The 20,930-nt window shown below is 51.7% G+C and carries 15 protein-coding genes; 14 read left to right on the forward strand and 1 reads right to left on the reverse strand.

The annotated features are described in order from the left end of the window. The first annotated feature begins 37 nt into the window (after positions 1-37). From HU773_RS27495 to HU773_RS19730, 8 genes are all read left to right on the forward strand, one after another. A complete protein-coding gene (locus tag HU773_RS27495; RefSeq protein ID WP_225923812.1) occupies positions 38-2,953 on the forward strand; it encodes a DUF6270 domain-containing protein in 2,916 nt (971 codons plus the stop codon). A 41-nt stretch (positions 2,954-2,994) separates the two neighbouring features. After that, positions 2,995-3,396, forward strand: coding sequence for a ubiquitin family protein (locus HU773_RS19700; RefSeq protein WP_186625599.1), 402 nt, complete (start codon positions 2,995-2,997; stop codon positions 3,394-3,396). Positions 3,397-3,429: 33 nt separating this feature from the next. Continuing rightward, entirely contained in the window at positions 3,430-5,187 is a 1,758-nt protein-coding gene (locus HU773_RS19705; protein WP_186625601.1) for a hypothetical protein, read from the forward strand. Next, positions 5,184-6,428 (forward strand): glycosyltransferase family 4 protein, encoded by a 1,245-nt coding sequence (locus HU773_RS19710; protein ID WP_120733814.1) that lies wholly within the window; start codon positions 5,184-5,186, stop codon positions 6,426-6,428. Before HU773_RS19705 ends, HU773_RS19710 begins: the two co-directional genes overlap by 4 nt. After that, entirely contained in the window at positions 6,425-7,732 is a 1,308-nt protein-coding gene (locus HU773_RS19715; RefSeq protein ID WP_120733816.1) for a glycosyltransferase family 4 protein, read from the forward strand. The genes HU773_RS19710 and HU773_RS19715 overlap by 4 nt, the downstream gene beginning before the upstream one ends. Before the next feature lie 113 nt (positions 7,733-7,845). Next, positions 7,846-9,411 carry a methyl-accepting chemotaxis protein gene (locus tag HU773_RS19720; RefSeq protein WP_057960312.1) on the forward strand — a complete coding sequence of 522 codons (1,566 nt, stop codon included), beginning with the start codon at positions 7,846-7,848 and terminating at the stop codon, positions 9,409-9,411. A gap of 312 nt (positions 9,412-9,723) precedes the next feature. After that, a complete protein-coding gene (locus HU773_RS19725) occupies positions 9,724-11,703 on the forward strand; it encodes an acyltransferase family protein (RefSeq protein ID WP_186625603.1) in 1,980 nt (659 codons plus the stop codon). Between the two features lie 547 nt (positions 11,704-12,250). Beyond that, positions 12,251-14,206: an acyltransferase family protein gene (locus HU773_RS19730; RefSeq protein ID WP_186625605.1), complete on the forward strand. Its 1,956-nt coding sequence runs from the start codon at positions 12,251-12,253 to the stop codon at positions 14,204-14,206. 185 nt (positions 14,207-14,391) lie between these two features. On the opposite strand, the gene HU773_RS19735 is transcribed toward HU773_RS19730, so the two are convergent. Continuing rightward, on the reverse strand, positions 14,392-15,084 hold the full coding sequence (locus tag HU773_RS19735) for an alpha/beta family hydrolase (RefSeq protein WP_186625607.1): 693 nt from the start codon (positions 15,082-15,084) through the stop codon (positions 14,392-14,394). A 79-nt stretch (positions 15,085-15,163) separates the two neighbouring features. On the opposite strand from HU773_RS19735, the gene ccoN (HU773_RS19740) reads away from it, so the two are divergent. The 6 genes from ccoN (HU773_RS19740) (at position 15,164) to ccoO (HU773_RS19765) (ending at position 20,926) form a co-directional block, all read left to right on the forward strand. Then, positions 15,164-16,588: a cytochrome-c oxidase, cbb3-type subunit I gene (gene ccoN / locus HU773_RS19740; protein ID WP_029300057.1), complete on the forward strand. Its 1,425-nt coding sequence runs from the start codon at positions 15,164-15,166 to the stop codon at positions 16,586-16,588. Between the two features lie 10 nt (positions 16,589-16,598). After that, a complete protein-coding gene (gene ccoO, locus HU773_RS19745; RefSeq protein WP_029300055.1) occupies positions 16,599-17,207 on the forward strand; it encodes a cytochrome-c oxidase, cbb3-type subunit II in 609 nt (202 codons plus the stop codon). 3 nt (positions 17,208-17,210) lie between these two features. Continuing rightward, the gene (locus tag HU773_RS19750) at positions 17,211-17,429 is read left to right on the forward strand and encodes a cbb3-type cytochrome oxidase subunit 3 (RefSeq protein WP_057439484.1); all 219 of its coding nucleotides are present in this window, start codon (positions 17,211-17,213) and stop codon (positions 17,427-17,429) included. Continuing rightward, positions 17,426-18,349: a cytochrome-c oxidase, cbb3-type subunit III gene (ccoP, locus tag HU773_RS19755; RefSeq protein ID WP_128592861.1), complete on the forward strand. Its 924-nt coding sequence runs from the start codon at positions 17,426-17,428 to the stop codon at positions 18,347-18,349. Before HU773_RS19750 ends, ccoP begins: the two co-directional genes overlap by 4 nt. 526 nt (positions 18,350-18,875) lie before the next feature. Next, positions 18,876-20,318: a cytochrome-c oxidase, cbb3-type subunit I gene (gene ccoN / locus HU773_RS19760; protein ID WP_057439486.1), complete on the forward strand. Its 1,443-nt coding sequence runs from the start codon at positions 18,876-18,878 to the stop codon at positions 20,316-20,318. Continuing rightward, positions 20,318-20,926 (forward strand): cytochrome-c oxidase, cbb3-type subunit II, encoded by a 609-nt coding sequence (ccoO, locus tag HU773_RS19765; RefSeq protein WP_029300047.1) that lies wholly within the window; start codon positions 20,318-20,320, stop codon positions 20,924-20,926. Before ccoN (HU773_RS19760) ends, ccoO (HU773_RS19765) begins: the two co-directional genes overlap by 1 nt. Positions 20,927-20,930: the final 4 nt, after the last annotated feature.

Below are 20,930 nucleotides of genomic sequence, written 5' to 3' on the forward strand. Positions count from 1 at the left end.
TCAAAATTTATTTAGTTATAAGTGCTAGGCAAAAACCGTGAGTACCAAGATTTTGATTGTCGGCAGCTGTGTGAGCCGAGATATTTTTAACTATGATGCAGATAGTACCTTTGAAATATCTGCCTATTATGCGCGCAGCTCATTTGCAAGCTTGTTTGCACCTGTAGCGACAGCCGACGAGTACAGCCATACTCTTCAGTCAAAATTTCAAGCTAACATTGTAAAAGCAGATCTGCAAAACACCTTTAGCTCTTCATTGAAAGATATACGCTTTGACATTCTTTTAATTGATTTTATTGACGAAAGATTCAGCATCGCCCTAGAAGACAATGGTGGGATTTTTACCTTATCAAATGAGCTAATAAGCGCAGGTTTCAAGGACATAACAGAAAACATAAAAATCATCAAATCACAAACAGATGATTTTTATGAGTTATGGGAAAAAGGCTGGGTAAAATTCATAAACCACATAAAGTCAATGGATCGTCTAGAAGATGTTTTTATACACAAAACATTCTGGAGCCCGGAAACTCTACAGGGAAATGATTACAGCTCAATGTTCCACAAAGAGCAAATAGTTGCTGCAAATAACTTTCTGCAGCGTCTATACAGCCGTATTGCCTTAGACCTTCCAGCGCACCAGTTCATTGAGCCTACACCTCAACTTCTATGTGGCGCAGATGATCATAAGTGGGGAATCAGCCCATTTCATTATATTGATGATTACTATAAATTCATGCTTGAAAAACTAAAAAAAATAGCTTCCAAGCTCATAAAACTTGAAACTGAAACCTTTTATCTTTCTCCAACTGTTAGAGCTAACAACGCTGATAGAGATCTGGAAAGTAGCCTACATTACGCTCAGCTTATAAAGCATGAGAGCGATCAATCTCTGGACGCATCCCTCTTCAAAGGTAACGCTAAATCCACCGTGACCGAAAACGGGCTAAGTTTCTTGTTTTCTGGAGATGGTGACAATCATCAAATACGATTTGAAATCCCAGAAAAATTCTCCGCAAACGGATTAAGCATACGTTTCAAGATTTCTGACTGGGCATCACTGAGATATTTGGCGATAGGTTACATGTCCGGCGAAAACTATCATCATGTCAAGATAGTGCATCCGGCACATAACAACTGGATTGATTTTTCAATCGGCTATTCAGATTTAGCATTCGGCATACAAAATAATTGGCAGGTTCCGTCGACAGAACCTGTTTCTGACGTAAAACTCTACTTCAAAGGCCGACCTTTACCTGAAGGCTCCTCTTTGGAAATTGAATATATTTCTTGCTGGAAGCAAAGGGAAGGCTCTCCTTCTTGGCTTGTTCAACTCAACAAGCGCAATACTGCCGAAGACGTCTCTAGACGCTTACCTGAAGCTTTTGTTGAGAGCATATATGGCTACTTGGAAAAGTGCTTTCGAAATTCTGATCTTCAAGTGGACTCCTTTCTTCAGAACGGAACTTGCCCACTTTATGGGAATAAAAATCTGCCTTGGAAGTCAGACTATAAATTACCAGAAACTTTCCAAGATGTCGGTACCTATAGGTTTTCTTGGCACGCCCTTCATCCTGCTGCGATGCTGATGATTTACGCGCGAAATAACGATAGTATTACAGCACTATTTTCAGCCCGCGAATTTGTTAATAACTGGCTTGAACAAAGCTATTTCTCAGACGATATCGACAAGAAATTCGCTTGGTACGACCATGGCACCGCTGAGAGACTCTTGTCCTTCATACTAATGTGGGATATAGGTCTGAAATACGGTTTTGACAGCCGTTTTATGAGTCGTTTACGTGGGGCAATTTTTAAACACTCTCAACTTTTATCGTCTGAGATGTTCTACGCTTCACATCAGAACTCACGCTACCATAATCACGCATGGTTTCAGGATATGGCACTTTTAGCTGCTGCATTAGCAATGCCAGAAATGCCGTGTGCTGAAAAGTGGAGTTCTATTGCACTAACGCGCCTGGAGGACCAGTTAGAAAAACTGATCATCCGTGATGGCGGTTATGCTGTGTTTATTGAAAACTCTATAGGCTACCATCAAGGTGTACAGCGTCTAATCGCGTTTGCAGGAGAGCTGGTATTATTGAGTGGCCAGGAGAGCACAATCCCCAAAGTTGCAGACGAACTTATAAAATTTTCCGATTTACTACGGTATCCTGACAATAGAGCGCCGGCGCAAGGGGATACGTTTCGCAGGTGTAATCCTTTATCAATACCAAATATCAAGCCATATGAACGCAGCACGTTCACTCTGCTTCCAAACGCTGGTTATGCCATTATAAAAGGCAACCATGAAGAACATGGGTTTATGCTCTCTCTCTTCTCAACCTCGTTATGCAAAACACATAAGCATGAAGACAATCTTTCAATCACTCTTTTCATGGGCGGAATCGAGTGGCTCATTGACCCTAGCTTTTACTCCCACGAGTATGCAAAACCCGTCGAGAGTTACTTGAGAAGTGCTTGGGCCCATAATAATCTTGCCATTAGAGATGCAAACTATACGATCGACCCTGGTCATTCAAAAATTTATGGTGAGTGCGTGGATGCGTCGTTCAGCATTCAAGGGAACCACACAGCCTATGAAGGCTACCACGTTTCTAGAGACATTAGCGGAAGCATGGAAAAGTTGGATTTCTCCATTACAGATTTTTTCAGCGGAGATGTTTCTGCAGAGGCATACACGCTATTCCACTGTGGCGAAGGAGTTATTGCAACATCAACTGAAAGTGGTGTAACGCTTAGTCATCTTGGTTCGAAAAAAATGATTAACATTTTGAGTGATGCAAAACACTCCATCATTACTGGATGGGATGAAGGCAGGATCAACAATGCAGTATCCGGATTAGGCTTCATGGAAAAGAATGACACTACCATCATTTCATTTGAAGTTAACTTAAACACCAAAACAAAATTTATAATCACAGCCACTTAACATTAAAACGACACCATCGTATATTTCAAGGAAACGACAACATGAAAAAAATCTGGCTTTGCGCCCTTCTGTTCTTGACTTTGGCAGGTTGCGACAACACCTCAACTGAGACCAAAGCACCTCTAGTTGAATTACAAGGTGGTGTAAAGGTACCGTCTGGCGCGACAGAGATAAAAAACTACATTGCCGAAAAAAACGCCTCTAAGCGACAGCACTATATTTTTGATTTCGACAAATCGATGAGCTCCACCGATGAAGAATTGACACGGGCCCTTGCAGAGCAGGGTTATTCCCGTCAGGTCAAAAGCGAAACAGATGAAGTAGTGCATCTCTATTTCAAAAAAAATGACGCTTCAACCATCGTAGCGATTCTTAAGCCTGCTGGGCCGGGAAAAACTAGACTAGCAATGTCTTGGGAAGTACAAAAAAACCCTAACAATTAAATAAACAATCTTCTTTTCAATGCGAGTGTTTCAATGCAAACCCAACATATCAGCCCCCTAAAATCCATACGCTGGTATTACTCAGTCTCGGCAAAGATCGCTCGCATCGTTCCAGGATACACCCTTGCACTAATAATAATCACTCTTGCATCACAGCTAAGCCTATTAGCAGCATCTTTTTTACCATTAAAAGCGATAATCTTGATCGGCTCGCCCAATATTCCAGAGTACTTTCCTAACTCATGGAAAATACTAGGCAGAGAAAATCTATTCATCGGACTTAGTATCGCAGCAATAGCTTCTTATTTTTTTCATTTACTGGCAGAGAAGTTAATTCGTAATTTAACCGAGACAGGTTCAAAGAATCTGCTCGCACACAGTAGCAAAATGATTTTATTCGAAGATCAGGAAAACATCGCGAACCGCGCATATCTAAGGTTCACGCGAAGCCTGGCAAGTGCTTTCTTCGTCGCGCTCACTATTTTGCTACTGGGCACTTTCTATAACGATTTAATGATAGCAATATTTACGTTCTGGCTGGTATTGATCGCACTGTTTTTTCTCATACGGGCCACGTCCAAGCCTCAGCATGAAAAATTGCTTGCCGTCATCAACGACGCACCAAACACGCTCGCTTCACTGGGATTTCTCGTCGCTTTCGGGTTTATGATTTATGACCTCCTTGATGAGAGCCCGCCGGAGATTTTTGCAGCTCTTATTGGAGTGCTACTTTCGAGGCAAATCATGCATCGTGTCGCGATTTTTGCTCACGATACAAATAGTTTAATTACCCAGCACTTTCAGCTTTCTGCCCTTTTTTTTCATACACATCAGCTGACTCAACCTCAGCCAAGCGCTGATGCAAATTTTTGGGGCCACCTTGCAGAAGATACGCGCCCTAAGTTGCTTGGAAATGTAATATCTGAAATTACCGGTGACGTGCTCGCCGTGATTGAAGCTCGCTGGCATCAAACGGGCGTGCATGATGTAGTCGCCTTTGAAGTATCAGCAAAAAACGCACAAAGCGAACACACTGAATTCTTTTTTGTGAAAATCTTTAACTTAAAGCGAAGTATTCTAGCCATCAACGAGGCGACGCTATTAGCAGAGGCTATTCCCTGCAACCTGCCAACACTGCCTTTTATCGGCGCGACCTCTGTAGCTAATTTCCATTGCCATGTATTTAAGTGGAGCAATCTTGAAAAATTCGAGCCCTTGGATTTTAAAGAGCCTACTTATGAAATATTAAAGAGAATGATGTTCACCACACCACCACCAAGCTTGGTGAAACTATTCTCACGATCTCGCCCGTTAATCTGGGACAGATTGAGCTCTGTTGAACTTTCGAAATTTGAACTGGCTATCGCCACGACGGAACACATCCACATTTTACGCTCTTTCCTAGAGGCTCGTGAGTCGATAGTCCACTACTTAAAGTCCTACCCTTTGCAAGTGACCAATATCGATATAAGCAAGGATCACTTGCTATTTAATAGCACAGATCAAAAATTTGTTAGTCACTGGGGACTATGGAGCCTTGAGCCTGTCGGGGCCGGCTGGCCCACTTCACACAAGGAACTGATTCGCCTTGAAGGTCTATTTAACGACCTGCAGAACTCCAGGCCAGATATGGCTGAGCTCTCTATTAACGACTTGAAACTATCAGCACTTCTATTTGCGCTAGACAAACTTCTGATCAAACAACAATTTATTTCGGCAGCGTTGCTGTTACCGGAAATAATGAGTGCCTACACCCACCTTACACTTAAAACGCCGGAGACGTCACATTGACCCGCATAGCAATGATCGTCTGGAATGAATTCCGCAACGACGCCCGTGTATTAAAAGAGGCGCAGACGCTTCAAGCTGCCGGCTACGCCGTAACCGTGTTCGCCCTGCACACACCGGGCGTCACCCAAGAGAAAGAGACACTGCCGGGCGGTATCAACGTGGTGCGTGTTGCACGCAGTCCATTGTGGAAGCTGCGCAAAACCAAAACTGGCGGCGCAGCTTCTGCACCGGCCTCAGCCAGCGGCCCTATCGGTCGCTTGAGCCCGACCAGGCAAGCGCTGCGGATTGTCGCGCGGTTGTGGACCCATGCAGGGTTGCTGGCGCGGATCGCCTGGCATCGCGCCGCAGTGGTGCACGCCCATGACGTCAATACACTGCCAACGGCATGGTTGGCGGCGAAACTCAGTGGCGCCCGCGTGGTGTATGACGCCCATGAAATCAGCACCAGCCGCGAAGGCTATAACAGCTTTCGCGGCCTGGTCGCGCGGGTCGAAGGCGTGTTGATGCCCCGAGTGCAGGGCAGCATTACCACTACAGATGCGCGGGCCAAGTTTTTTGCTCGGGCCTATGGCGTGCCACGCCCGGTGGTGTTGCAGAACCGACCGCGCTTGACGGTCAGCCCCGCCAGTCAGCGGATTCGCCAGGAGCTGCAGTTGCAGCAGCCATGGCCAATCATCATTTATCAGGGTGGGTTGCAGCAGGGCCGAGGCCTGGAGCGCTTGGTACGGATCTCGGCCTCAGTCAAGGACGCCTATTTCGTGTTCATTGGTGGCGGCAGGCTGACGGCGCCATTGACCGCGTTGAGCCAGGAACTCGGACTGACGGAGCGTGTGCATTTCATTCCAACCGTCTCGTTGGCCGATCTGCCCAGCTACACCGCCTCTGCAGACATTGGCGTGCAGCCCATTGAAAACACCTGCCTGAACCACTTCACCACCGACTCCAACAAATTATTCGAGTACCTGATTGCCGGCCTGCCCGTCGTCGCGACTGACCTGCCGGAGATTCGCCGTATCATCAGAGCGTTCGACATCGGTTTGCTGGTGCGCGAAAGCGACGACCAGCAGTTGATCGATGCACTCAATCGCCTGGTAAGCGATCCGCAACTGCGCCGCACCCTGGCGGCCAATGCCGTAAATGCCGCGGCCCAATTGAACTGGGAGCAACAGGAAGAACTGTTGGTCAACCTGTATGGCCGCGTTCTCAAGGGCCAGACTTACTGCGCTGACGCTCGCCAATGACCGTCCGCATTCTTCTCTTGAGCTTCTATTACCCGCCTGATCTGGCGGCGGGTTCGTTCAGGGTCGAAGCCTTGGTAAGGGCGCTGCTTGAGCAAAATAACTGCAAATTGCACATTGACCTGATCACCACGCAACCGAATCGCTATCACTCCTACAAAGCGCCGGCTGAAAGCACTCAAGGCTTCTCGCGACTGTCGATCACGCGCATTGACTTGCCGCCCCATAAAAATGGCGTCGTTGACCAGGCCAAGGCATTCCTCTCCTACGCCTTGGGGGCCCGTAAAGCCGCTCGTGGTAAAGACTACGATTTGGTGGTGGCGTCCTCTTCAAGATTGATGACTGCTGCCTTGGGCGCGTCGATTTCGTTCCAGAGCAAAACGCCGCTATACCTCGATATACGCGACATCTTCGTAGAGACGCTACCAGAGCTGTATCCCGGTATGGTCGGCCGGACCATGACGTATTTCTTTTCGTGGGTGGAACGCCTGACCATTCGCCAGGCAACTCAGGTCAACCTGATTTCGCCGGGTTTTCTGGGGTACTTCAACGAACGCTACCCCCACAGGTGTTTTTCCACCCATACCAATGGTGTGGATGACCTTTTCCTGCAACCGTTGACCAATCTGGAAAAACTACGCGCGCCCTCGACCGAGCTGAAAATCGTGTACGCGGGCAATATCGGCGCTGGCCAGGGGCTGGATAGAATCATTCCGGCGATGGCTGAACAGCTTGAAGGTCTCGCGCAGTTCTACATCATTGGTGACGGTGGAGCTGCCGATAAGCTTCGGCAAGCGCTGGCCAGTAAAAACATCTCCAATGTGAAACTGATAGCGCCGACCAAACGCTCAAACCTGATCGATCATTACCGGGAAGCTGACATACTTTTCCTGCACCTCAACACCTTCAAATCCTTTCGACGGGTTTTGCCTTCCAAGCTGTTTGAATATGCAGCGACTGGCAAACCCATCCTGGCGGGTTTGGGGGGGTATGCAAGACAGTTCACCAAGTCGAAAATTGCCAATGCCACGGTGTTCGAACCCGGCGACCTCAACGGTGCGATGGAAGCACTGAATCGCCTGGAACTGACATCAATAAACCGTTCGGTTTTTGTCGAGGATTACTCCCGCGTCGCTATTCAGCAGCGCATGGCGTTGGACGTATTGGGCACACCGGAATTGAGCAATGGCCCCTCAACCAGGTATCTGCGCCTCAAACGCTGGATCTTCATCCAGATCGACTGGATCGGTGCGGGCTCGCGCTACCCGGTTGTTGCCGAAGTATTGACAGCGTCCTTTCTGGGCTGAGAGCTACCGGGTATAGAGCGGTTCCCGCCATTATTTACATTTCAGTAAAGATTCCCTTCAACCATTGCCTCAGCCTGCCGACAACCTGACAAAGCCTTGCGGATTGAATCAATATGCGTAACAACCAGCCCGTTACCCAGCGCGAACGTACCTTCCCCGCTCAACAACGGTTGATCTCCACGACCGATGCCAAAGGCGTGATCACTTACTGCAACGATGCGTTTGTCGAGATCAGTGGGTTTTCCCGGGATGAACTGATGCGCGCCCCGCACAACCTGGTTCGCCACCCGGATGTGCCGGCGGCCGTGTTCGCGCATATGTGGACGACGCTCAAACAAGGCTTGCCATGGATGGGCATCGTTAAGAACCGCTGCAAGACCGGCGATCACTACTGGGTCAACGCCTACGTGACCCCGGTGTTCGACGGCGAACAGGTGATCGGCTACGAATCGGTGCGGGTCAAGCCGACCGCCGAGCAGATCCGCCGTGCCGAAGCGCTGTACCAACGAATCAACCAGGGCAAGTCGGCCATCCCGCGCAGCGATAAATGGTTGCCGGTACTGCAGGACTGGCTGCCGTTTATCCTGGTCAGCCAATTGAGCTTCCTGATCGGCGTCTGGTTCGACTCCCACTGGGGGTTTGCCCTGGCCGCCGCCTTGTCGGTGCCCCTGGGTCTGCTCGGCCTGAGCTGGCAGCAGCGCGGCCTCAAGCGCCTGCTGCGCCTGGCCGAACAGACCACCTCCGACCCGCTGATTGCGCAGATGTACACCGACAGCCGTGGCGCGCAGGCGCGACTGGAGATGTCGATCCTCAGCCAGGAAGCCCGCCTGAAGACCTGCCTGACCCGTTTGCAGGACACCGCCGAGCACCTCAACGACCAGGCGCGCCAGTCCAACACCCTGGCCCACAACAGCTCAACCGGCCTGGAACGCCAGCGCGTCGAGACCGAGCAGGTGGCCACCGCCGTCAATCAGATGGCTGCTACTACCCAGGAAGTCGCCAGCCATGTACAGCGCACGGCCGATGCGACCCAGGAAGCCAATCGCCTGACCAGCCGCGGCCGGGACATTGCCGGGGAAACCCGCGAGGCCATCCAGCGCCTGTCGGTGGTGGTTGGAGAGACCGGGACAACCGTGACCCAACTGGCCAAGGACAGCGATGAGATTGGCGGTGTTGTAGATGTGATCAAAGGCATTGCCGACCAGACCAACCTGCTTGCCCTCAACGCCGCCATCGAAGCGGCGCGTGCCGGTGAGATGGGCCGTGGGTTTGCGGTGGTGGCCGATGAAGTGCGGCAGCTGGCGCAACGCACCAGCGAATCCACCGGGCAGATCCATGCCCTGATCGCCAAGCTGCAACAGACCGCCAGCACCGCCGTGCAGACCATGGATGCCGGGCATCGCCAGGCTGAAGAAGGCGTGGCACGGGTGATGGAAGCTGACGCGGCGCTGGTGGGGATCAGTGAGGCGGTGGCCCATATTACCGACATGACCACCCAGATCGCCGCCGCGACCGAGGAGCAAAGCTCGGTGGCCGAAGAGATCAGCCGCAATATCAGCACCATTGCGCTGTTGGCGGACCAGACTTCGGAGCAGGCGTTGAACTCGGCGCAGTTGAGTGAAGAGCTGACGCATACGGCGAATACGCAGTATTCGTTGGTGGAGCGGTTTAACCGTTAAGGTTTGGTAATCGAGCCCCCTAGTTCGGTGATTTGTCCCAAACCCAGCAGGCTGGGACAAATCACTGAACAGAGGGGCAGATATGCTTGAAGCCCCAGCCTCTGGCTCGTCTTTCCGGTGAAAGCTCTTCTAATGGTTTTTGCATGACGCGCCTCGAGCCCCCGACATATTTTGTACGGGCATTCGCCCTAGCCCCCCCCCTCATATCCGATTTTCTGCTGACTCAACACAATCAACTCCTGACAGCTAAGGCTCTCGCTTGTAGAATTCGCAACGATATCAATTTGCCCTCATTCTGAAGAAAGGGATTTCATGCACAACAAGAGTCTTAGCTATCGCCCGGATATCGATGGATTGAGAGCCGTTGCTGTTCTGGCCGTCGTTTTCTTTCATTTCAACAAAGAGTGGTTACCCGGTGGCTTCGTCGGCGTGGACATTTTTTTTGTTATTTCTGGATTTCTGATCACAGGGATTGTCGCCAAGCAAGTTGCTACAGACACCTTCTCGTTTAGCAATTTTTACATGCGCCGAGTCAAGAGAATCTTGCCCGCGGCGTTTTTCGTCACCCTATGCACGCTGGTATTCGGATTAACGTTCATGTTACCCGAAGACTCAAAATCTCTGTCTATTTCGGCAATCGCTACGACGCTATCGGCTGCAAATATATACTTCTGGAAATTTTTGGACACCGGCTATTTCGCTGCATCATCCGATACGGTCCCTCTTCTACACATGTGGTCGCTGGGCGTTGAGGAGCAGTTCTACCTTATTTGGCCAGCGCTATTGTTGATCACCTACAAAATCGGTGGGCGCTCGTTGACAGTAGCAACCGCTCTTTTACTGGCCGCGATTTCGTTCTGGTACGGCGAAAAATTCTTGGTAAGCGACCCTACGTTCGCTTACTACATGCTCCCATCCCGTGGCGGCGAACTACTGCTCGGTGGTATCGCGTTTTTCGTTTGTGACTCTATCAAAGGAAAAGTCGGATGGATTGGAGCAGAAGTAATAGGTGGTACCGGCGCAGCCCTAGTTGTCTGGTCTCTTGCTTTTATACGTGAAACAGGGGGGTTTCCAGGTTTCATTTCACTCGTCCCATCTATCGGTGCTGCGCTGATTATTACTTCAGGCAGTTTTGGCCAAACAGCCGTCGCACGTGCGCTGTCAATCCGCCCACTGGTTGCCATCGGACTTGTATCGTTTTCTTTGTACCTTTGGCACTGGCCAGTGCTCGCATTCTATAGGTATGCATACGGGCACCTTGATCTAATAGGCGGTGTAATCTGTCTACTTACAATGATCTCTCTCACCTTGATATCCTACTTTTTTGTTGAAAAAACATTTAGAAACAGCAAAAAAACGGAACATATAAAATTATATATTGCAGCGGGCACATTGATAGGACTAGTTGCTACGTCTGGGCTCGGTATTTTACTAGGCGGCGTATTACCCCTACTCTCCCCCGCTGGATATCAAGAAAAACTTACTTTACTTAAGGACAAGACCGGCCCCGCATTTGAGTATCCATATGTATGCCAGGTAGGTGCAAAGAAAGAATTTCTTGACAACCCAAAGTGCGTTGTAGGTCCGAAAAAAAACCCGCCAAAAACACTACTTTTCGGTGATTCAAATGCTGCTCACTACATGGGTTTTTTCAAAGTAATTGCAGAGGATACGGGATTTTCAATTCGAAACATCGAACACGCTTCGTGCCCCCCGTTCCCAGGAACCCTCAGCGTTAAATATGTTGATCGCGGCTATAAAGAGAGCTGCCCAGCATTCAACAAAATGGTCAGAGAAGTTCTATACAAATATGACACCGTCATAATAGGTGGAACCTGGCCAAAATATGAAAAAACAAGTGCTGATTTCGAAAAGGACTTACGAAAGACAATTGAGGACTTCTTAAAAGATGAAAAGAAAGTTGTCATCGCACTTAGGGCACCAGGTTTTATCGGGTACGATAAGGCATGCGTTCAGAAATCAATTAAAATCCCCTTTCTCTCGTGTGAAAAAAGAAGTAATTATTCTGATCGCGGAGACATCGCAACCAACGATCGAATTAGAAAAATAGTATCGGAGTACAAAGACACCACTACATTGAGTCTAAGAAATTTAATATGCACGAACGGAATATGCTCAGCCTATAAAAATGGCATGCCACTTTACTACGACGAGGGGCACCTTAGCATTCCAGGCTCAGAGATATTAGGGCAAGAGGCGATTAAAAAGGGAGAAATCCAACCAGAAGTTCTGGAGGCAATTGCAAGTCCCCCCGTAGCGACCATCGACTAAAACTTCGCTCTTTAAATTTTACCTATAAGACAGATGCCGCCTAGGCGGTATCTCGTCAGGTGCGAATATGATAATTGCTAACGGCTAGACGTGCTCTTCGGATCCTGGCTCATGATGAGGCCTCGTCAAAACATCACGTCTACAGGGCTTTTCCCTATTAGCGAACCGATGAGCAACCAGCTAAACTGCAGGCGCGTTGTAGAACCGCCTGTATGCCGCAAATAGTATTTTCGTAGGTGTTGCTCCGAGCTAAACGAAAAATAGGTTTCAACAAAAAATTCTCTACTAGGCCGAACAGGGGGGCGAAGATCCCTCCTACGCAGAAGTACAAACGAAGAAAAATTACGCATATAATAATTTTTATAAAAAAACAAAGTGACCGAAGCTTTCGCACTCCCACCTGTAAACCATAATGAGGTCACTAACAAAACGCACCTCAGTTAAAATTTATTTCAAAAAATGCAATCAAACCCTGACAGGCATGAGGTTCACTTGTAGAATTCACGACGAATTAATTTACCCTCGGTCTGTGGAAGAAAGAGAACGTATGAGCAATAAAATTCTTGCCTACCGTCCCGACATCGACGGGCTCCGGGCCTTGGCTGTCCTGGCCGTAGTGATTTTTCACTTTAATAAGGAATGGTTACCAGGCGGATTCATCGGCGTCGACATTTTCTTCGTGATTTCAGGTTATTTGATCACAGGAATTATATTCAGACAAATATCCACAGAAGCGTTTACATTTACTGAATTTTATATTCGGAGAGCCCGAAGAATTCTTCCAGCCGCACTATTTCTTATTCTCATAACGACTATCTTTGGGCTTGCATTCATGGTTCCAATGGATATTGAAGAGCTTGCATACTCCTCAATAGCCTCCACACTTTCAGTCGCGAATATTTACTTCTGGAAATTCTTGGATACCGGGTACTTCGCGGCATCTGCTGATATGGTTCCACTTCTTCACATGTGGTCACTTGGCGTAGAAGAACAATTTTATCTCGTCTGGCCAGCCCTGATTTTCTTTATTTTCAGAATCGGGGGCCGAAACGGCGTAATAAGTGCCGCACTATTAATAGCGACTGTTTCGTTTCTATATGGCGAAAGCAAACTAGAATCTGATGCATCGTTTGCTTATTACATGCTCCCTTCACGGGCTGGCGAACTTTTGATTGGAGCTCTTGCTTTTTTCGCGAGCGAATCTTGGAAGCACCGTATAAGTCGAACTGCTGCTCAAGCCTTGGCAATGATAGGATTGCTCGCTGTCGCAGGGTCAATTGTGTTCATTAGCGAATCTCATGGCTTTCCAGGACTTATCTCTCTAATTCCGTCTTTAGGCGTCGCCGCAATAATTCTTGGCGGCGCTGTTACCAAGACAGTTGTTGGCTGCATACTTTCTCTACGTCCTTTAACATTTATTGGTCTTTTATCATTTTCACTTTACCTTTGGCACTGGCCTATCTTAGCATTTTATCGATATGCCTATGGACAGCCTGGAGGTACAGGCTACGTGATCTGTGGGTTTTTAATAATTATGGCAACACTGATGTCATATTATTTTATTGAAGTACCTTTTAGACGACCAGCAAAAAAAATTATAAACTTTAAATCAATGGCCGTTTCGCTTTCTGCGGCTTTAACCGTAGCGATATCCTACCATGCAATAGGTAGCAAGGGGCTTATTAAGGAGTTTTCACCAGCAGGGTACCACTCCAAAATCTTGTCTCACTTCAACCAAACTAAAGCTGCTTATCGTTACAACTACAACTGCCAGTTTGCTGAATTCAACAAAGACCTGATAGATTCCAAGCATTGCATCATTGGTCCAATCGACCAGAAACCAAGTGTTTTGATCTTCGGTGATTCAAATGCTGCTCATTTTGTTGGATATTGGAAAACCGTTGCCGAAAGTAAGAAAATCACCATGCGCAACATATCCCACAATTCTTGCATACCTTTATCTGGAAACAAGAGTCGACCCTATGTGACAGAGGGATCTCGCGACTCTTGCGAAGAATTCAACAAACAAATAAGGGAATACTTGCCAGCATTTGAAACTATTATTATAGGTGCAGACTGGGAAGGCTATAAATACCGAAGCAAAACTTATATTTCCGACATTGAAAATCTGATAAAAGAGATGTCAGCAACGGGTAAAACCATTGTCATAAGTCTTAAGGTCCCTATTTTTAAGGACTATGATAGAACGTGTGATTCCAAAGCGATCAAAATTCCCTACATGAACTGTATTGATCGAGGGAGGTATGCTGACACTGGGGAAACCGAGTTAAATAATGAAATTATAACCATTGCCAATAAATACAGCAATGTATCTACATTCAGCCTTAGAGATTATATTTGTAAACAAGGAATCTGTTCAGCATATCTCAATGGAAACCCTATATATTTTGACTTCGGGCATTTGAGCATGGCCGGCTCAGAGCAAATCGGAAAACTCTATTTATCAGAAGGTAAAACTCCTGATTTCATCTCAGTAAAATAAGGACCAGAGGCGATCAATGATCGCCTCTCTCTTCACACCATCGTCCCGTGCGCCATAGTCGGAGCACCGAAAATCGTGCGACAACATTACTTGCCCAGTAGTTGACCGGGGGGGATAAAACACGTGATTTTGAACAGCAGTCGTTTACGAACCATCAAAGTGAACTGCCTTACCGCTATGAAGCACTAACACGCACCTAAAAACCCAACCACCTTCCCCGCCGCAGCCTCCAAATGCTGCGCATGACTAAACCCCGAAGCCTTCAACGGCTTCAAATCATGATCCCCCGCCACCAGCCACATCACCTCGATGCTCGGCGACAGCACATACCCCTCCACCGCCGCCCGATTGCCCAGCGCATCGCGTTCGCCCTGCACAATCAAGGTCGGGGTCTTCAGCCCAGCCAGATGCTCGACCCGTGGCTTCTCTGGCTTGCCCACCGCGTAGAACGGATACCCCAGACACACCAGTGCATCAGCCGCCAATTCATCGGCCAATAAACTGGCCATCCGCCCGCCCATGGACTTGCCGCCAATAGCCAAAGGCCCAGCGACATGACGTCGCACCTGGGCATATACCTCGCGCCAGCATTCCAGCAGCTTTGGAGCCGGATTCGGTGGGCGCCTGCCCCCGTCCACACGGCGCTGGGCCATGTAGGGAAACTCGAAGCGCAATACGTTCACGCCATGCCCGGCAAGGCGTGCAGCCATGTCGTCCATAAAGCCGGAGTCCATCGGCGCGCCAGCACCGTGGGCCAGGATCAGCGTGGGTGATGGGCCAGCGCCCTCGCGCGTGGCTGCATTCCACAACCAACCGTATTCACCCACACACTGCGCCCATTGATCCCCGTCAATACTGGCCTTGTGCTCTTTGCCCATGCTTGCCTCGCTTTTTAGTCTGCCTATAACTCCAGCCCAAGTGCTGCATCTGCTTGGGTTGAACCGTGGATGGGGAACCATGAACACTACTTTAAGTACCGCCTATAACTACAAGGTGGTCCGCCAATTCGCCATTATGACGGTGGTGTGGGGCATCGTCGGCATGGGGCTCGGGGTTTTTCTCGCTGCCCAGTTGGTATGGCCCGAACTCAACTTCAACCTGCCTTGGACCAGTTTCGGTCGATTGCGCCCACTGCACACCAACGCGGTGATTTTCGCGTTTGGTGGCTGCGCGCTGTTTGCCAGCTCCTTCTACGCGGTGCAACGCACCTGCCAGACCCAGCTGTTCGCGCCGAAAGTCGCCGCGTTCTGCTTCTGGGGCTGGCAATTGGTGATCCTGCTGGCGGCAATCAGCTTGCCACTGGGCTATACCAGTTCCAAGGAATACGCCGAGCTGGAATGGCCGATCGACATCCTGATCACCATTGTCTGGGTCGCCTATGCCATCGTGTTCTTCGGCACCGTGGCCAAGCGCAACACCAAGCATATCTACGTCGGTAACTGGTTCTTCGGTGCGTTCATCATCACCGTAGCGATCCTGCATATCGTCAACAACCTGGAAATCCCGGTCAGCCTGACCAAGTCCTACTCGCTGTACGGCGGTGCGACGGATGCCATGGTGCAGTGGTGGTACGGCCATAACGCCGTAGGTTTCTTCCTCACTGCAGGCTTCCTGGGGATGATGTACTACTTCGTGCCGAAACAGGCCGAGCGTCCGGTTTACTCCTATCGCTTGTCCATCGTGCACTTCTGGGCACTGATCACCCTGTACATCTGGGCCGGTCCGCACCACTTGCACTACACCGCGCTGCCGGACTGGGCACAGTCCCTGGGCATGGTGATGTCGCTGGTTCTGCTGGCGCCAAGCTGGGGCGGCATGATCAACGGCATGATGACCCTCTCGGGCGCCTGGCATAAGCTGCGCAGCGACCCGATCCTGCGCTTCCTCGTTGTATCGCTGGCGTTCTACGGCATGTCGACCTTTGAAGGTCCGATGATGGCGATCAAGACGGTCAACGCCCTGTCCCACTACACCGACTGGACCATCGGCCACGTACACGCCGGCGCTCTGGGTTGGGTGGCGATGATTTCCATCGGCGCGCTGTACCACATGATCCCGAAAGTCTTCGGTCGCGAGCAGATGTACAGCCTCGGCCTGATCAACGCGCACTTCTGGCTGGCCACTATCGGCACCGTGCTCTACATCGCTTCGATGTGGGTCAACGGCATTGCCCAGGGCCTGATGTGGCGTGCAGTCAACGAAGACGGCACCTTGACCTACTCCTTCGTCGAAACCCTGGTGGCCAGCCACCCAGGCTTCATCGTGCGTTTGGTGGGTGGTGCAATCTTCCTCAGCGGCATGTTCCTGATGGCTTACAACACTTGGCGCACCGTGCGTTCGGCACAACCTGCCGAAGTAGCCGCTGCGGCGCAGATGGCCTGAGGAGTCGATGATGAAACACGAAACGATTGAAAAGAACGTCGGCCTGCTGATGCTGCTGATGGTGCTTGCCGTGAGTATCGGTGGCCTGACGCAGATCGTCCCGCTGTTCTTCCAGGACGTCACCAACAAGCCGGTCGAAGGCATGAAGCCCTACACCGCGCTGCAACTGGAAGGCCGTGACATCTACATCCGCGAAGGCTGCGTACAGTGCCACTCGCAAATGATCCGGCCGTTCCGCGCCGAAACCGAACGCTACGGCCACTACTCGGTCGCCGGCGAAAGCGTGTGGGACCACCCGTTCCTGTGGGGCTCCAAGCGTACCGGTCCGGACCTGGCCCGGGTAGGTGCACGCTACTCCGACGACTGGCACCGCGCGCACTTGTACAACCCGCGCAACGTCGTGCCTGAGTCGAAGATGCCGGCCTATCCATGGCTGGTCACCGCCCAGGTCGACAGCAGCCACACCGAAACCAAGCTCAAGGTCATGCGCACCCTCGGCGTGCCGTACACCGACGCGGACATCACCGCCGCCGTGGACAGCCTCAAGGGCAAGACCGAAATGGACGCTCTGGTCTCCTACCTGCAAGTGCTCGGCACTGCAATCAAGAGCAAGAGGTGAACCATGGGTTTTGAACTGGATACCGGAATGATCCGCGGCCTCGGCACGCTGGTGGTGGCAATTGCCTTCATCGGCCTGTCGCTGTGGGTGTTCAACTCCAAGCGCAACCCGGAGTTCGCCGAGGCCTGCCTGCTGCCATTTGCCGATGAGCCTAAGCCTGACGCCACCGGCACCCCATCCGACGCTCAAGAAGAGCCTGTAACAAGGAGCATTCGGCCATGACTACCTTTTGGAGTACATGGATCTGTGTACTGACCCTCGGCAGCCTGATCGGCCTGACCTGGCTGTTGTTCGGCACCCGCAAGGGCGAGACCAAGGGCAGCGTCGACCAGACCATGGGCCACGCCTTCGACGGGATTGAGGAGTACGACAACCCTCTGCCCCAATGGTGGTTCATGTTGTTCGCCGGCACCCTGGTATTTGCCGTCGGCTACCTGATCCTCTATCCGGGCCTGGGCAACTGGAAAGGTGTCTTGCCGGGCTATGAAGACGGCTGGACCCAGACCAAGGAATGGGACAAGGAAATGGCCAGGGCCGACGCCAAGTTCGGGCCGATCTTCGCCAAATTCGCAGCCATGCCCGTGGAAGAGGTCGCCAAAGACCCACAAGCGCTGAAAATGGGCGGTCGCCTGTTTGCCTCCAACTGCGCGGTGTGCCACGGCTCCGATGCCAAGGGCGCCTATGGCTTCCCGAACCTGGCGGACGACAACTGGCGCTGGGGTGGTTCGGCGGACGCAATCAAGCTGACCATCATGAACGGTCGCCACGCTGCAATGCCGGCCTGGGGTGAAGTGCTGGGCGAAGACGGTGTGAAAAACGTCGCTGCCTATGTACGCCACGACCTGGCCAAGTTGCCGCTGCCGGCTGACAGCAAGGTTGACCTGGTCGCCGGCCAGCAAGCGTTCAGCACCACTTGCGTGGCCTGCCACGGCCCAGAGGGCCACGGTGTAGAAGCCATGGGCGCGCCGAACCTGACGCAACCTGCCGGCTTCATCTACGGCACCAGCCTGGCGCAGTTGCAACAGACCATCCGTCACGGTCGCCAAGGCCAGATGCCGGCGCAGGAAGCACTGCAAGGCAACGACAAGGTCCACCTGCTGGCGGCCTACGTCTACAGCCTGTCGCAAAAAGAGCAGAAGTAAGCTTCACGCTACAAGCTGCAAGAGAAGAGTTCTCAACTCGGCTCTTGCAGCCCTCCCCCCCTTTCCCGCTCCAGACTTGCCACTCACCGCTGCTCCCCTGCGCCCCATTGTCGCACCCTTCTAAAGCACACCTTTCCCCTCCCGCCATTCGGGTCTACGCTTGTTCCGACAGTAGACCGGTGTTGAGCGGTCGCAGACCGACTTGCACGCGATGAGTCTGACATTCAAGCAAGGTGACAGGCGCAAAGGCTGACAGTTACCGGCTGTCACGCCATTGACCATTCGTCACTGCGCCAGCTTGTTTGCCCAGACCTGCGCGCAAGTGCCTGCACCCCTGCAAAATTCCTGTCCAACCCGTCAGCTTTTCATTTTTGATTTTGTCCTTACGCCAAACATGGAAAGGGCGCAGAATCTGGTTTGTAAAGCATTGACGCAGGTCAGCGTTACGTTGCAATGGCACCCCGCTTTCTCCATACTTGCGACCGATTTTTATCCTAATAAAACACCTAAACCGTGGAACCTTAGAATGAGCACAGCAATCAGTCCGACTGCTTATAACTATAAGGTAGTCCGCCAGTTCGCCATCATGACGGTGGTCTGGGGGATCCTTGGCATGGGGCTCGGTGTCTTCATCGCCTCGCAACTGGTCTGGCCGGAGTTGAACTTCGACCTGCCATGGACGACGTTTGGACGCCTACGCCCGCTGCACACCAACCTGGTGATCTTCGCCTTCGGCGGATGTGCACTGTTTGCCACTTCCTACTATGTCGTGCAGCGAACCTGCCAGACGCGACTGATTTCCGACGGTCTCGCCGCCTTCACCTTCTGGGGCTGGCAAGCGGTTATCGTGGGCGCCATCATCACCCTGCCAATGGGCTTCACCACCACCAAGGAATACGCGGAATTGGAATGGCCCCTTGCCATCCTTCTGGCGATCGTCTGGGTGACCTACGGCATCGTGTTCTTTGGCACCATCGTCAAGCGCAAGACCAAGCACATCTACGTTGGCAACTGGTTCTACGGCGCATTCATCGTCGTGACGGCGATGCTGCACATCGTCAACCACGCCTCGTTGCCGGTGAGTTTCTTCAAGTCCTACTCGGCCTACGCCGGTGCGACCGATGCGATGATCCAGTGGTGGTACGGCCACAACGCCGTAGGGTTCTTCCTGACCACGGGCTTTCTGGGGATGATGTACTACTTCGTGCCGAAACAGGCCGAGCGTCCGATCTACTCCTATCGCCTGTCCATCGTGCACTTCTGGGCACTGATCACCCTGTATATCTGGGCCGGCCCGCACCACCTGCACTACACCGCACTGCCGGATTGGGCACAGTCCCTGGGCATGGCCATGTCGATCATCCTGCTGGCTCCGAGCTGGGGCGGCATGATCAACGGCATGATGACCCTGTCGGGCGCCTGGCATAAGCTGCGCACCGACCCGATCCTGCGCTTTCTGGTGGTGTCGCTGGCGTTCTACGGCATGTCGACCTTCGAAGGCCCGATGATGGCCATCAAGACCGTCAACTCGCTGTCTCACTACACCGATTGGACCATCGGCCACGTACACGCCGGCGCTCTCGGCTGGGTAGCGATGATTTCCATCGGCGCGCTATACCACATGATTCCCAAGCTGTATGGCCGGGCGCAGATGCACAGCACCAGCCTGATCAACACCCACTTCTGGCTGGCCACTATCGGCACCGTGCTCTACATCGCCTCGATGTGGGTCAACGGCATCACCCAGGGCCTGATGTGGCGTGCGATCAACGACGACGGCACCCTCACCTATTCCTTCGTCGAAGCGCTGCAAGCCAGCCATCCTGGTTTCATCGTCCGCGCCCTCGGTGGTGCGTTCTTTGCCAGCGGCATGCTGTTCATGGCCTACAACGTATGGCGCACCGTGCGTGCTTCCAACCCTGTAGAGGCTGAAGCCGCCACCAAGATCGCCGTCGTGGGAGCTCACTGATGAAGCACGAAGTAGTCGAGAAGAATATCGGCCTGCTGGCCTTCTTCATGGTCATCGCCGTGAGTATCGGCGGCCTGACCCAGATCGTTCCGCTGTTTTTCCAGGACGTGACCAACAAGCCGGTCGAAGGCATGAAGCCGCGTACCGCCCTTGAACTGGAAGGCCGCGATGTCTACATCGCCAACGGCTGCGTCGGCTGCCACTCGCAGATGATCCGCCCGTTCCGTGCCGAAACCGAACGCTACGGCCACTACTCGGTCGCCGGTGAAAGCGTGTGGGACCACCCGTTCCTGTGGGGTTCCAAGCGTACTGGTCCGGACCTGGCCCGTGTTGGCGGTCGTTACTCCGATGACTGGCAGCGTGCGCACTTGTACAACCCGCGCAACGTAGTGCCCGAATCGAAAATGCCGGCGTACCCGTTCCTCGTGGAAAACAAGCTCGACGGCAAAGACACCGCCAAGAAAATGGAAGTCTTGCGCACCCTCGGCGTGCCCTACACCGACGAAGACATCGCCGGTGCCCAGGCAGCCGTCAAGGGCAAGACCGAAATGGACGCGCTGGTGGCCTACCTGCAAGGCCTGGGCACCATCATCAAAAGCAAACGGTGATCTG

Source organism: Pseudomonas shahriarae (assembly GCF_014268455.2).
Lineage (GTDB): Bacteria > Pseudomonadota > Gammaproteobacteria > Pseudomonadales > Pseudomonadaceae > Aquipseudomonas > Aquipseudomonas shahriarae.